The sequence below is a fragment of the Achromobacter sp. Root83 genome (genome assembly GCF_001428845.1).
In the GTDB taxonomy this organism is placed as follows: Bacteria; Pseudomonadota; Gammaproteobacteria; order Burkholderiales; family Burkholderiaceae_B; genus Achromobacter.
Genome location: NZ_LMIU01000007.1, coordinates 93,411 through 106,726, shown reverse-complemented (window position 1 = coordinate 106,726; position 13,316 = coordinate 93,411). Strand labels below are relative to the sequence as shown.

General features: G+C 66.2%; 13 protein-coding genes. 9 read left to right on the top strand and 4 right to left on the bottom strand.

Annotation, left to right across the window (positions count from 1 at the left end; translation table 11 throughout):
- Positions 1–77: 77 nt before the first annotated feature.
- From proC to ASE30_RS09665, 7 genes are all read left to right on the top strand, one after another.
- A complete protein-coding gene (gene proC, locus ASE30_RS09695) occupies positions 78–911 on the top strand; it encodes a pyrroline-5-carboxylate reductase (protein WP_057284097.1) in 834 nt (277 codons plus the stop codon).
- The gene (locus ASE30_RS09690) at positions 908–1,462 is read left to right on the top strand and encodes a queuosine precursor transporter (RefSeq protein ID WP_057284096.1); all 555 of its coding nucleotides are present in this window, start codon (positions 908–910) and stop codon (positions 1,460–1,462) included. The genes proC and ASE30_RS09690 overlap by 4 nt, the downstream gene beginning before the upstream one ends.
- Before the next feature lie 394 nt (positions 1,463–1,856).
- Positions 1,857–2,972: a high-affinity branched-chain amino acid ABC transporter substrate-binding protein gene (locus ASE30_RS09685; RefSeq protein WP_057284095.1), complete on the top strand. Its 1,116-nt coding sequence runs from the start codon at positions 1,857–1,859 to the stop codon at positions 2,970–2,972.
- A gap of 191 nt (positions 2,973–3,163) precedes the next feature.
- The gene (livH, locus tag ASE30_RS09680; protein WP_057284094.1) at positions 3,164–4,090 is read left to right on the top strand and encodes a high-affinity branched-chain amino acid ABC transporter permease LivH; all 927 of its coding nucleotides are present in this window, start codon (positions 3,164–3,166) and stop codon (positions 4,088–4,090) included.
- Positions 4,090–5,325: a high-affinity branched-chain amino acid ABC transporter permease LivM gene (locus tag ASE30_RS09675; RefSeq protein WP_057284093.1), complete on the top strand. Its 1,236-nt coding sequence runs from the start codon at positions 4,090–4,092 to the stop codon at positions 5,323–5,325. The genes livH and ASE30_RS09675 overlap by 1 nt, the downstream gene beginning before the upstream one ends.
- Entirely contained in the window at positions 5,322–6,089 is a 768-nt protein-coding gene (gene livG, locus ASE30_RS09670; RefSeq protein ID WP_057284092.1) for a high-affinity branched-chain amino acid ABC transporter ATP-binding protein LivG, read from the top strand. The genes ASE30_RS09675 and livG overlap by 4 nt, the downstream gene beginning before the upstream one ends.
- On the top strand, positions 6,089–6,790 hold the full coding sequence (locus ASE30_RS09665) for an ABC transporter ATP-binding protein (protein ID WP_057284091.1): 702 nt from the start codon (positions 6,089–6,091) through the stop codon (positions 6,788–6,790). Before livG ends, ASE30_RS09665 begins: the two co-directional genes overlap by 1 nt.
- 241 nt (positions 6,791–7,031) lie before the next feature.
- On the opposite strand, the gene ASE30_RS09660 is transcribed toward ASE30_RS09665, so the two are convergent.
- From ASE30_RS09660 to ASE30_RS09650, 3 genes are read right to left on the bottom strand one after another with little or no spacing between them, the layout of a single operon-like run.
- Positions 7,032–7,775, bottom strand: a complete 744-nt coding sequence (locus ASE30_RS09660; RefSeq protein ID WP_057284090.1) for an aspartate/glutamate racemase family protein — start codon at positions 7,773–7,775, stop codon at positions 7,032–7,034.
- Positions 7,772–9,241, bottom strand: a complete 1,470-nt coding sequence (locus ASE30_RS09655; protein ID WP_057284089.1) for an amidohydrolase family protein — start codon at positions 9,239–9,241, stop codon at positions 7,772–7,774. The genes ASE30_RS09660 and ASE30_RS09655 overlap by 4 nt, the downstream gene beginning before the upstream one ends.
- A gap of 8 nt (positions 9,242–9,249) precedes the next feature.
- Positions 9,250–10,227, bottom strand: a complete 978-nt coding sequence (locus ASE30_RS09650) for a tripartite tricarboxylate transporter substrate binding protein (RefSeq protein WP_057284088.1) — start codon at positions 10,225–10,227, stop codon at positions 9,250–9,252.
- Positions 10,228–10,345: 118 nt separating this feature from the next.
- Between ASE30_RS09650 and ASE30_RS09645 the strand changes: the two genes are divergently transcribed.
- The gene (locus ASE30_RS09645) at positions 10,346–11,311 is read left to right on the top strand and encodes a LysR family transcriptional regulator (RefSeq protein ID WP_057284087.1); all 966 of its coding nucleotides are present in this window, start codon (positions 10,346–10,348) and stop codon (positions 11,309–11,311) included.
- Between the two features lie 77 nt (positions 11,312–11,388).
- Here ASE30_RS09645 and ASE30_RS09640 read toward each other — a convergent pair whose 3' ends face one another.
- Positions 11,389–12,000 (bottom strand): glutathione S-transferase family protein, encoded by a 612-nt coding sequence (locus ASE30_RS09640; protein WP_057284086.1) that lies wholly within the window; start codon positions 11,998–12,000, stop codon positions 11,389–11,391.
- 136 nt (positions 12,001–12,136) lie between these two features.
- On the opposite strand from ASE30_RS09640, the gene ASE30_RS09635 reads away from it, so the two are divergent.
- Entirely contained in the window at positions 12,137–13,312 is a 1,176-nt protein-coding gene (locus ASE30_RS09635; RefSeq protein WP_057284085.1) for a PQQ-dependent sugar dehydrogenase, read from the top strand.
- The last annotated feature ends 4 nt before the right edge of the window (positions 13,313–13,316 follow it).

Here is a 13,316-nt window from a genome sequence, read left to right as displayed (position 1 = left end):
CAAATTGCGCGTTTCAGGCGCGAACGAACATTTCCTTTTTTTTCTCCAAGGAACTTGACCGTTTACAATCGCGGCCTATGAAAAACGAACTTTCGATTGCGTTCATTGGCGGGGGCAACATGGCGGCTGCCCTGGCGTCCGGACTGGCCGGCAAAGTATGCGCCGCCGGGAACATCCATGTCATTGACATAAACGAGGATGCGCACGCCGCCTGGCAGGCCCGCGGCATGACCACGGCGACGGCCCCCGGCGATGCCCTGGCGCGGTGCCGGGTGTGGGTGTTCGCGGTCAAGCCACAGAACATGAAAGACGTTGTGGCTTCTACGCGTCAGTGGCTGCAAGACGACACCTTGGTGGTAAGCGTGGCCGCCGGCATCCGCGCCGACACGCTGGCCGCGTGGCTGGGCACGCCCGAGGCGCCCTTTGGCCGCCTGGTGCGCTGCATGCCCAATACGCCCGCCCTGGTGGGCGAGGGCATGACCGGACTGGCGGCGCTGGATGGCGTGGACCAGGCCGACCGCGATCTGGCCGCCCGCCTGCTGTCCAGCGTGGGCCAGGTGGTGTGGGTGGACGACGACGCCGCGCTCGATGCGGTGACGGCCTTGTCGGGCAGCGGGCCGGCCTATGTATTCCTGTTCCTGGAAGCCCTGGTGGCGGGCGGCGTGAAGGTGGGCCTGACGGCCGACCAGGCCAGGCAGCTTGCCCTGGGCACCCTGGCCGGGGCCACCCGGCTTGCCGCGGAATCGCCCGAGCCGCTGTCCGTGCTGCGCGAACGCGTCACCTCCAAGGGCGGCACCACGGCCGCCGCGCTGGACGCTTTCGGGGCGGCGGGCTTTACCCGCATCGTCGAGGACGCCATGGCGGCCGCGGCCAGCCGGTCGCGCGCGCTGGCCGAGGAGTTCGGGAAATGATCGCCACGGCTTCGCGCTTTCCGGCCATGACGCGTTTGCAGTTCGGCATTGCCGTGCTGTGCATGCTGGTCGTAGTGGTGGGCTCGAACATTCTGGTCCAGGTGCCGCTGAACGACTGGCTCACCTGGGGCGGGCTGTCTTATCCGGTGGCCTTCCTGGTGACCGACGTCCTGAACCGGCGCTTTGGCCCGGCGGCGGCCCGGCGCGTCGTCTGGTTCGGTTTCGCCGCCGCGCTGGCCGTGTCGGTATGGGTGGCTTCGCCCCGTATCGCGTTGGCCTCGGGCCTGGCGTATCTCTGCGCGCAGCTCGTGGACATCCGGGTGTTCGACCGCCTGCGCGACCAGCGCTGGTGGCGCGCGCCGCTGGCGTCCGGCGTGCTGGGAGCCGGGCTGGACACCGTGGTGTTCTTCAGCGTGGCCTTCGCCGCGACCGGTGCGCCGTGGGTCACGTGGATGCTGGGCGACCTGGCCATCAAGCTGGCGGTCAATGTCAGCATGCTGGCGCCGTTCCGGGCGCTGATGTGGAATCTGGCCAAGCCGGCCAACGCATAGCGCCGGTTTTTAATAGGCCATTATTAATACGGCTGGCATTATCTGTAAGACCTGCGTAAGTACTGTATTCAAATGCGTGCTTAAACAGCGTATTAATGAATTTTCATCGAAACGGCCAAGCATATTTGGCCGCGCGGCGCCAGTTTCCGATTAAGGCGCTTTTGAGATTTATCCAGTGAATTCACCGGCTTGCGGCACCGATGTGTCACGATTAATCGGTTCTCCGTAAATATTGGGGATTACACGCAGTGACAGTATGGCGGCTTGCTTCCAGAATACCGCCCACACCGTGTTTTTGCCCAAGAAGCCGGCGACGGGCAATGCGGATCAAGGGGCACTCTCCCGATAAACCGCATTGAACAGAGCCGCTCAAAACCTCGCTGGAGAACTCCGCATGAAGTTTCTGAATCGCCTTACCCCGGTAGCCATGGCGCTTGGGGCACTTGCCTTGGCTGGCGCCGCGCACGCCGCCGACACGATCAAGATTGGCATTCCCCAGCCCATGACCGGTCCCAACACGCAGTACGGCGACCAGATCCAGGCCGGCGCGCTGACCGCCATCGAAACGATCAACGCCAAGGGCGGCGTCAAGGGCAAGAAGCTCGAACCCATCCTGATCGACGACGGCTGCGAACCCAAGCAGGCCGTTCCCGCCGCCAACCGCGTGGTCAACTCCGGCGCCAAGTTCGCCGTGGCCCATGCCTGCTCGGGCGTGACGGTCGCCGCCGTAAAGGTCTACGAGGAAGAGGGCATTGTCGGCATCACCCCGGGCGCCACGTCGCCCCTGGTCACCGACACCATCAAGCCGCATTTCTTCTTCCGCACCATCGGCCGCGACGACCAGCAAGGCCCGTACGCCGCCGGCTATATCGCCAAGACCCTGAAGCCCAAGAAGGTCGCCGTCCTGCACGACAAGCAGACCTACGGCTCCGGCGTGGCCACCCAGGTCAGGGACGCCCTGGCCAAGGAAAAGGTCAACGTCGCGCTGTTCGAAGGCATCAACGTTGGCGACAGCGACTACTCGGCCATCATCACCAAGCTGAAGTCGGCGGGCGTGGACCTGGTCTATTTCGGCGGCTATCACCCCGAACTGGGCCTGTTGCTGCGCCAGGCGCGTGAACAGGGCCTGAAGGTCCAGTTCATGGGTCCGGAAGGCACCGCCAACCAGGATCTGGTGGCCATCGCCGGCCCGGCCATCGACGGCCTGCTGGTCACGCTGCCGGCGGACTTCACCAAGCTCCCGGGCAACGAGAGCATCGTCAAGGCCTTCAAGGACGCCAAGCGCGATCCGGACGGCGCCTTCCAGATGCCGGCCTACGCCGCGGTCCAGATCCTGGCCGACAGCATCAACGCCGTGGGCGAAGATCCCGCCAAGGTGGCCGACTACATGCACAAGACCACGTTCAACACCGGTATCGGCAAGGTTGAGTACGATGCCAAGGGCGATTTGAAAGACTTCGAATTCGCCGTCTATAAGTGGGACAAGGACGGAAAGAAGACCCAGCTGTAAACTCGCGATCCCGCCGGCATGCCGCCGGCGTGTAGGGCCTGTCGTCTTCGTTGTGCCGTAATCCGCGTAGCGATGCGCCAAAAGCGCTGTGCGGCCGGCAGGCGGTGGCCACAGGCCCTTATAAAATACGCCCAGGTTTCCGGCTCCGGGTCTCTCTACCGGAGCCGGAACTATTTGGAGCAAGAGAAACAATGTCCGACCTCATACCCCAACTTACCCAGCAATTCTTCAACGGATTGTCTCTGGGCGCGATCTATGCGTTGATCGCCATCGGCTACACAATGGTCTACGGCATCATCGGTATGATCAACTTCGCCCACGGCGAAATCTATATGATCGGCGCCTACGTCGGCCTGGTCACGCTCACTTCCATCGGCACCAACAGTGGTCTGCCGATGCCGTTCATCATCGCTTCCATGCTGCTCGTGGCCATCGCGGTCACCGGCGTCTACGGCTTTTCCGTCGAGCGCGTGGCCTACCGGCCGGTGCGCAGCAGCCCCCGGCTGGTGGCGCTGATCTCGGCCATCGGTATGTCCATCTTCCTGCAGAACTGGGTGGCCCTGGGCCAGGGCGCGCGCGACATGGCCGTGCCCTCGCTGGTGTCGGGCGCCGTGCAGTTCCACATGGGATCCGACTTCGACGTCACGATTCCGTACTCGCGCATCATGATCATCGTGGTCACGGTGGTGCTGATGGTCGCCCTGACGCTGTTCATCAAGTATTCCCGCATGGGCCGCGCCTCGCGCGCCTGCTCGCAGGACATGCACATGGCCAACCTGCTGGGCATTGACACCAACCGCGTGATCTCGTTCACGTTCGTGATGGGCGCGATCCTGGCGGCGGTGGGCGGCGTGCTGATCGCCATCACCATCGGCAAGTTGAATCCCTTCATCGGCTTTCTCGCTGGCATCAAGGCCTTCACGGCGGCGGTGCTGGGCGGTATCGGCAGCATCCCCGGCGCCATGCTGGGCGGCGTGCTGCTGGGCCTGGCCGAGACCTTCGCGGCTGCCTATATATCGTCGCAGTACAAGGACATCGTGGCGTTTTCGCTGCTGGTCCTGATTCTGCTGTTCCGTCCCACCGGGCTGCTGGGCAAACCTGAGGTGGAAAAAGTCTGATGTCGAAAAACAATCTGAAAAACGCCACGATGGCGGCCGTGCTGACGGCGGTCATCGTCACCCCGGTGTTCGGCCTGCAACTGATCCGGCAGGGCGCGCGCACGTCGATGGAGTCGAACTGGTCGCTGGTGGCGCTGGCCGCGGCGGTGGTGTTCGCGTTCCAGATGCTGCGGCCCTGGATCGCGATTCCTTTCCGCAAGCTCAAGACGAGCCTGCCGGTCCTGCCTTCGGCGCCCGCCAAGAACAACAAGGCGCTGCTGCTGCTGATTCTGGCCATCGCCGTGGTCTGGCCGTTCTTCGCGGGCCGCAGCTCGGTGGACATCGCCACGCTGGTGCTGATCTACGTGATGCTGGGCCTGGGCCTGAACATCGTGGTCGGTTTCGCGGGGCTGCTGGACCTGGGCTTCGTGGGCTTTTACGCGGTGGGCGCCTACACCTACGCCTTGCTGTACCACTGGGGCGGCTGGAGCTTCTGGGAAGCGCTGCCGTTCTCGGGCGCGATGGCCGCGCTGTTCGGCTTCGTGCTGGGCTTTCCGGTGCTGCGGCTGCGGGGCGACTACCTGGCCATCGTGACGCTCGGTTTCGGTGAAATGATCCGCCTGCTGCTGATCAACCTGAACACCCTGACCGGCGGTCCGGACGGCATCTCGGGCATACCCAAGCCCACGGTCTTCGGCCTGGAAATGACACGCCGGCCCAGCGCGGAAGGCGGCACGACGTTCCATGAGTTCTTCGGGCTGACGTTCCAGAACCAGGACATGGTGATCTATCTGTACATGATGGCGCTGCTGCTGGCGCTGGCCACGCTGTTCGTTTCGACGCGCCTGATCCGCATGCCGGTCGGCCGCGCCTGGGAAGCGCTGCGCGAGGACGAGATCGCTTGCCGTTCCCTGGGGCTGAATCCCACGCGCATCAAGTTGTCCGCCTTCACGCTGGGCGCGATGTTCGCGGGCTTCGGCGGCGCCTTCTTCGCGGCGCGCCAGGGCATGGTGAACCCGGAATCCTTCACCTTCATCGAATCCGCGCTGATCCTCGCCATCGTGGTGCTGGGCGGCATGGGCTCGCAGGTGGGCGTGATACTCGCGGCCATCCTGCTGACGGTCCTGCCGGAGCTTGCGCGCGAATTCGCCGAGTACCGGATGCTGATGTTTGGCCTGGTGATGGTATTGATGATGATGTGGCGTCCGCAGGGATTGTTGCCCATGAAGCGTCCCCACGTGGAGCTGTCTAAATGAGCGAGGCATTGCTGAAAGTATCCGGACTCACCATGCGGTTCGGGGGCCTGCTGGCCGTCGACAGCGTGGCGTTTGAAGTCAAGTCCGACGAGGTGTTCGCCATCATCGGCCCCAACGGGGCGGGCAAGACCACGGTCTTCAACTGCGTGGGCGGGTTCTATGCGCCGACCGCGGGCGACATCGTCATGGACGGCAAGTCGATCACCGGCCTGCCCAGCCACAAGGTGGCGCGCCACGGCCTGGTGCGCACCTTCCAGAACGTGCGGCTGTTCAAGCAGTTGACCGTGCTGGAGAACCTGCTGGTGGCGCAGCATACGCAGGTGGAAGCGCGGCTGCTGCCCGGCCTGCTGAAACTGAAGAGCTACCGCCAGTCCGAAGCCGACGCGCTGTCGCGCGCCGCGCAATGGCTGGACTTCATGGGTCTGCGTGAATTCGCCAACCGCGAAGCCGGCAACCTGGCCTACGGCCACCAGCGCCGCCTTGAGATCGCGCGCTGCATGATCACCAAGCCGCGGCTGCTGATGCTGGACGAACCGGCGGCGGGCCTGAATCCCCAGGAAAAGCGCGACCTGCAATCGCTGATCGACCAGCTTCGGCGCGAGTTCGGTGTCGCCGTGCTGCTGATCGAGCACGACATGAGCCTGATCATGGGCATTTCGGACCGCATCCTCGTCATGGAACACGGCAAGCCCATCACGACCGGCACCCCCGAGCAGGTGCGCAACGACGAACGCGTCATCAAAGCGTACCTGGGGGAGGAATGATGCTTAAGCTGGAAAACATACACACGTACTACGGCGCCATCCAGGCGTTGAACGGCGTGTCGGTGGAAGTCAATCAGGGCGAGATCGTCACGCTGATCGGCGCCAACGGCGCGGGCAAGACGACGCTGCTGATGACGGTCTGCGGCAATCCCAGGGCGCGCGAAGGCAAGATCACGTTCGAGGGCGAGGACATCACCCAGAAGGAAACGCACCACATCATGCGCAGTGGCATCGCCATTTCGCCCGAGGGGCGGCGCGTGTTCAAGGACCTGACCGTGGCCGAGAACCTGATGATGGGCGGGTTCTTTTCGAAGCGCGAAGAGATCCAGGCCGGCATCGACCATGTCTACGGCCTGTTCCCGCGCCTGAAGGAACGCGCGGCGCAGCGCGCCGGCCTGATGTCGGGCGGCGAGCAGCAGATGCTGGCGATCGGCCGCGCGCTGATGACGCGTCCGCGCCTCTTGCTGCTGGACGAACCGACGCTGGGGCTGGCGCCGCTGGTGATCGCCCAGATCTTCGACATCATCCGCGAGATCCGCGAACAGGGCGTGACCGTGTTCCTGGTGGAGCAGAACGCGAACAAGGCGCTGGGCGTCGCGGACCGCGGCTACGTGCTGGAAAACGGCCGTGTCGTGCTGCAGGACACGGGCGCGAACCTGCTGGTCAACGACAAGGTGCGCAAGGCCTACCTGGGCGGTTGAGATATTCCCCGCGAAGGGAACGGGCGCATCGCAAGGTGCGCCTTTTTTTTGGCAAGCACGCAGCGTGGGGGCCCGCCCCGCCGCCGGGCCGCCCCAAGGCGGGGCAGCCCCCTTGGGGGGCAGCAAGCACACGAAGTGTGCGCAGCGTGGGGGCCCGCCCCGCCGCCGGGCCGCCCCAAGGCGGGGCAGCCCCCTCGGGGGGCAGCAAGCACACGAAGTGTGCGCAGCGTGGGGGCCTACTTCAAGCCGCGATCAATTGTTCGGGCTGGTTGGCCTGGTAGTGCGCGATGGCTGCGCGGGCGAGGGCGTCGATGGAGTCCGTCAGCGTCACGCCCAGGCTGGGACGCAGGGCGTGCGGCACGGCCAGGGGCAGTTCCGTGCAGCCCAGCACCACGGCGTCGGCGCCGCGCGCCTTCAGGCGGGCGATGCATTCGGCGGCGGGCGCGAAAGCGTCTTCGAGCCGGTTGCCCTTCACGGCGCGGATCGAACCCATGCAGTAGCGTTCGACTTCGTCGTCGTCGGGCACGATGCACTCGTAGCCCTGGGCTTCCAGGTGCCGCTGGTAGAGGCCCAGCTTGAGCGTGGCGGCGGTGCCCATCAGGCCGATCCGGCCGCTGGGCAGGCCCAGGCGGCGCAGGTCTTCGATGACGGCCTCGATGATGTGCAGCACGGGCAGCGGCGTGGACGCCGCGATCTCGTCAAACCACAGATGGGCGGTATTGCAGGGAATGGCGATGATGCGCGCGCCCGCCTGTTCCAGGAAGCGCACGCCTTCCACCATGTAGGGCAGGGGGTTCTCGCCGCCGGACATATAGGCGCTGGACCGGTCGGGAATGCGGGGATCATTGCGCAGCAGCGTGGGGATGTGATGCTGGTCGATCGCGGCGGGCGTCAGCGCCGCCAGGCGGAGGGCAAAGGCCGCGCCGGCCATGGGACCCATCCCGCCCAATACACCCAGGTAGCAGTCCTGGGAAAACGTCTTCACTTTATGGACTCCGAAAATGCATCACCGGGCGTCAGCACCTGGCCCGGGCGTTCGGCGCCGGTTCGTTCCCCGTCCCAGACCCGCTTGCCATTGACCCACACCGCGTGGATACCCTGGCTTGCCTGAATGGGAGCTGAAAAAGTGGCCACGTCTGTCACGGTGGCGGGATCGAACAGCACCAGGTCAGCATGATACCCCTCGCGCAGCAGTCCGCGCTCTGTCACGCCGTACTGGCTGGCCGCCAGCCCGGTCATTTTGTGGACGGCGGCTTCGAGCGACAGCAGGTTCTGTTCGCGCACCATCGTGCGCAGCACATTGGTGAAGGTGCCCCATTGGCGCGGGTGTGGATGCGGGTCGAAGGGCAGTCCGTCCGATCCCACCATGGTCAGCGGGTGCGCGAAGATCCGGTTGACGTCCGCCGGATCCATGAGGAAGTAGATGGCGCCCGCCGGCGCCAGGCGCGCAACGGCGGCCTCGTCGTCCAGGCCCAGTTCGGCCATGACGTCGCTGAAATCGCGGCCCGTGGCTTCCGGATAGCCTTTGGACCAGGTGATCATGGTGCGGCTGGCGAGGCGCGCGCGGTCCAGCCGCAGCATGGTCGACGTGGCGGGGTAGGGATGGCAGTCCAGGCAGACGGGCTGAGCAGCCGCGGCGCGGCTGATGATGTCCAGCGTTTCGCGGGTGCGGCCGTGGTTGCGTTCGCCCGCCAGCTTGTGGTGCGAGAACACCACCCGGCAATCGAGTTCGCGGCCGATGTGCAGCGCCTCTTCCATGGCCGGCACGATGTGGTCGGCTTCGTCGCGCAGATGGGTGGCGTAGATGCCGGACCGGCCTTGCAGCGGCATGCACACGTCGATGATCTCATCGGTGGGCGCCGCGCTGGCCGGCGGGTAGAAGGTGCCGGTGGACACGCCGAACGCGCCGGCGTCCAGCGCTTCCTGCATCAGGGCGCGCATGGCGGCGCGTTCCGGGCCGTCGGCGGGCCGGGACGTGTCGTCCATGACGGCCACGCGCAAGGTCGTGTGGCCCACCAGCGGAATCACGTTGACCGCGGCCGGCGTGGCGCGCAAGGCGTCCATCCAGGCGCGGAAGGTGCCGAAGCGGAACAGTTCCGCCGGACCCAGCAGGTCCAGCGGCTGCGGAATGTCCGTCCGCGACAGCGGCGCCAGGCTGATCCCGCAGTTGCCGGTGACCACCGTGGTGATGCCTTGGGACACCTTGGGCAGCATGTCGGGATGCGCCAGCAGGTAGCCGTCATCGTGGGTATGCGAGTCGATGAAGCCCGGCGCCAGCACCTGGCCGCCGCCATCGATGACGGGCACGCCCGCGGGATGGGCAAAGCTGCCCACCGCCGCGATGCGTCCGCCGCGCACGGCCAGGTCGCCCTGGCGGGCGGGCCCGCCCGAGCCGTCGATAAGCATGGCGCCCGCCACGATGAAGTCAGCCTGCAAGGTGTCTGCCGTCATGGATATGCCTAGTCGAGCTTTTCGATGCCGGCGTTGTCGATGATCTGCTGCCACTTGGCGGTTTCACGATCGATCAGTTGCTTGAACTCGGCGGGCGAGCCGGTGGCGGGTTCGGCGCCCAGCATGGCGAGGCCGGTGCGCACTTCCGGCGCCTGCAGCGCTTTCTGGATGGCGGCATTCAGCGTGGCCACGACGTCCGGCGGCGTGCCCTTGGGAGCGACGACGCCGCCCCACGCTACGGTTTCATAGCCCTTCAAGCCGGCTTCGTCCAGGGTGGGCACGTCGGGCATCAGCGGCAGGCGCTTCAGGCTGCTTACGCCGATGGCGCGGACCTTGCCGCTTTTGACCAGCGGGGTGGCTTCCGAGGTGTTGACGAACAAGTAGTCCAGGCGGCCGCCCAGCAAGTCCTGGATGGCGGCAGGGCCGCCGTTGTAGGGGATGAACATGACGTCCAGCTTGGCCATGCTCTTGAACAGTTCGCCGCCCATGTGGCCGGTGGTGCCCACGCCGGAGGCGCCGTAGGACAGGCGGCCGGGCTCCTTGCGGGCGCGGTCGATCAGGTCCTGCACGCTTTTGACGGGGGAGTCGGCCGGCACGATCAGCGCGTTGTACAGGTCGAACATATGGGCGACCGGGGTCAGGTCCTGGTCGACGTCGTACGGCAGGCGCTTGAACAGCGAGCGGTTGACGGCCAGCGTGTTGATGTTGCCGTAGCCCACGGTGTAGCCGTCGGCCGCGGCGCGCTTGATCAGCGCGATGCCGATGTTGCCGGCGGCGCCGGGGCGGTTCTCGATGACCACGGTGGCGCCGGTGTCGCGGGCGATCTGCGTCGTGATCAGGCGCGACAGCACGTCGGGCGATCCGCCCGCGGCGGACGGCACCACGAAGGTGATGGGCTTGTCCGGATAGCCGGCGGCCGCGGCCGTGCCGGCCAGGGCGACGCTTAGCGCCGCGACGGAAAGACGGTGTAAGAGCTTGCTGCGCATGGTGGATTTCCCCTGTTTTGTTGTGTTGAGCGGGCAGGTTACACCCGTGTTTGCGGCACCGCGTCATCGAAAAATGTCTAAAACCTATAATCCGCCGTTATCGATCGAGGGGAAGAAAATGGATGCGGATGTATATGCCGACGAGGCCGGACCCACCGGCGGACGGCCCTTGAACCTGCGCCAGATCGAGGTGTTCCGCGCCATCATGATGGCCGGTTCGATCAGCGGCGCGGGGCGCGTGCTGCATGTGTCGCAGCCGGCGGTGAGCCGGGTGCTGGCGCTGACGGAAAGCCGGCTGGGCTATCGGCTGTTCGAAAGGGTCAAGAGCCGGCTGTCTCCCACGGCCGAAGCGCGGCGCCTGTACGCTGAGGTCGAGCAGGTGTATGGCGGCATCCAGCGGGTCAACGACCTGGCCGCCAGCCTGGGGCAGTCGGGCGCGGGGATGCTGAAGATCGTGGCCAGCGCCAGCTTCGGCCAGCGCCTGATTCCGATGGCGCTGGAGCGTTTTCGCGCCCGCCATGCCGACGCGCGGGTGGACTACCGCAGCGTGACGTTCGATGAGCTGGCGGCGTACTTTCTGTCCGGACAGGCGGACATCGGCATTTCCATGCAACCGCCCGACCATCCCAACCTGACCTCGGTCAGGCTGGCGCGGGTGCCCGTGATCTGTGTCCTGCCCCCCGGGCATCCGCTGGCCAGCCACGACGTGGTGCTGCCCGAGGATTTCTCGTCGGCGGCGTGGATCGGCTATCCCCGCGACACGCCGCTGGGGCGGGCGCTTGCCCCCTTCTTCGGCGAGGGGCCGCGCTGCGCGGCGGCGGTGGAAGTGCATTCCCCCGTGACCGCCTGTTCGTTCGTGCAGCAGGGCCTGGGACCGGCGCTGGTGGACGCCTGGTGCGTCACGCCCGATCAGGCCGCGCACATGGCGCTGCGGCCCATCGCGCCCGAGGCCAGCGTGGACATCTGGGCCACGCATTCGAATCTGAGCGCGCCGCCCCTGTTGGCGCGGCGCTTTCTGGCTGCCGTGAAAAAGACGCTTGAAGGCCAGGCGCTGCCAGGGACGGGGCCGGGATCGGCCGGATAGGGCGCGGCGCCGGATTGCGGGCGGCGCGCCGCAAGCCGGATGGTCCTACAGCCCTACAGCCCCACGACCCCACAGCCCTACAGCCCTTCGGCCTTCAGGGCGGCCTGCACGCCGGCGTCTGCTTCCATGCGCTTGAAGAAGTCAGACAGATTGTCCAGGCCGGACAGGTCCACTTCCTTGGCGTGGGCCCAGCGCAGCACGACGTACAGGTAGGCGTCGGCGACCGACGCGGCGCTGCCGGCCAGATAGGGCTTGGCGGCCAGTTGCGTGTCCAGTTGGGCAAACAGCTTGGTCAACAGCTTGGAAGCGGAAGCGGCCAGTTGCTTCTGCGCGTCTTCTTCCGCCACGAAGCGTTGCGCGCCAAAGAGCATCGAGAACGTCTTGTGGATGTCGGAGTTGATGAAGCCCAGCCAGCGGCGCACTTCGGCGCGCGAGCGCCCGGTGCCGTCGCCAAGCAACGGGCTTTGCGGGGCCTGTTCGGCCAGGAATTCGAGAATGGCGATGTTCTGGGTGATGGTCCAGCCGCCGTCTGTCAGCGCGGGCACGGCGCCCAGCGGGTTGATCTGCAGAAACTCCGGACCCTTGAGTTCGTCACGGCTGAGCTTGTGCGTTTCGTAGGGCTTGCCGATCCACTCCAGGACGATGTGGGATGCGAGCGAGCACGCGCCGGGCATGTAGTACAGTTTCATGTGATGGAGTCTCCTGAGAGGAAGGACGGGAGACCACCCGTCCCAGGGCGCTATGGTACGCCAACCATGGGACTCATCCCGTCTCCCTGGCATGCCTTCGCGCCCGTCATCCAACCTGTCGCCGCCGGAGATGTCCATGCAGTCACGCACCGCCGCGAGCACGCGCGCGCTACTCCCCCCGCTGTTGTCCCTGACCCTGCTGGCCGTTGCGGCCGTCGCAGCGTCTCCGATGGCGCGCGCCGCGCAGGAACCGCCTTCGGTGGCCGCCCGGGTCACGGCGGTGGTGGGCGGGCTGGATCATCCCTGGTCCATGGCCTTTCTGCCCGACGGCGGCGTGCTGATCACTGAGCGCCCCGGCAAGCTGCGTCTGCTGCGCACGCCTGGCGGCCTGTCCAAACCGCTGTCCGGCGTGCCCAAGGTGGCGGCGCGGGGGCAGGGCGGCCTGCTGGACGTGGCGCTGTCGCCGGACTTCGCGACGGACCGCTACGTGTACCTGTCCTACGCGGAGTCGGACGGGTCGAACAGCGGTACCGTGGTCGGCCGAGGCCGCCTGTCCGACGACGCCAGCGGCCTGCTGGACTTTCGCGTGCTGTTCCGCCAAGAGCCCAAGCTGTCGTCCGGACTGCACTTTGGATCGCGCCTGGTGTTCGACGGCAAGGGATATCTGTTCATCGCGCTGGGCGAAAACAACCAGCGGCCCACCGCGCAGGACCTGGACAAGCTGCAAGGCAAGGTGGTACGGCTCAAGACCGACGGCACGGTGCCGGCGGACAATCCCTTTGTGGGCAAGACGGGCGCCCGGCCTGAAATCTGGTCGTATGGCCATCGCAATCCGCAAGGCATGGCGCTGAACCCGTGGTCGGGCGAACTCTGGGAAAACGAGCACGGTCCCCGCGGCGGCGACGAGATCAACCTGGTGCAGCCGGGCAAGAACTATGGCTGGCCGCTGGCCACGCACGGCATCAACTACTCGGGCCTGGCGATTCCCGAGGCCAAGGGCGAAAGCCTGCCCGGCATGGAGCCCCCTCTGTATTGGTGGCCCAAGTCTCCGGCCATCAGCGGCATGGCCTTCTACGACGCGGACCGTTTCCCGGCCTGGCGCCAATCGGTGTTCATCGGCGCGCTGGCCAACCAGAACCTGATCCGCCTGACATTGGACGGCAACCGCGTGGTCGCCCAGGAGCGGCTGCTGGTTGACCGCAAGAGCCGGATACGCGACGTGCGGCAGGGGCCGGACGGTTATGTGTATGTGCTGACGGATGCTTCGCCGGGCGAACTGCTACGGCTGGCCCCCGCGGAATCGGGAGGGTGATTGC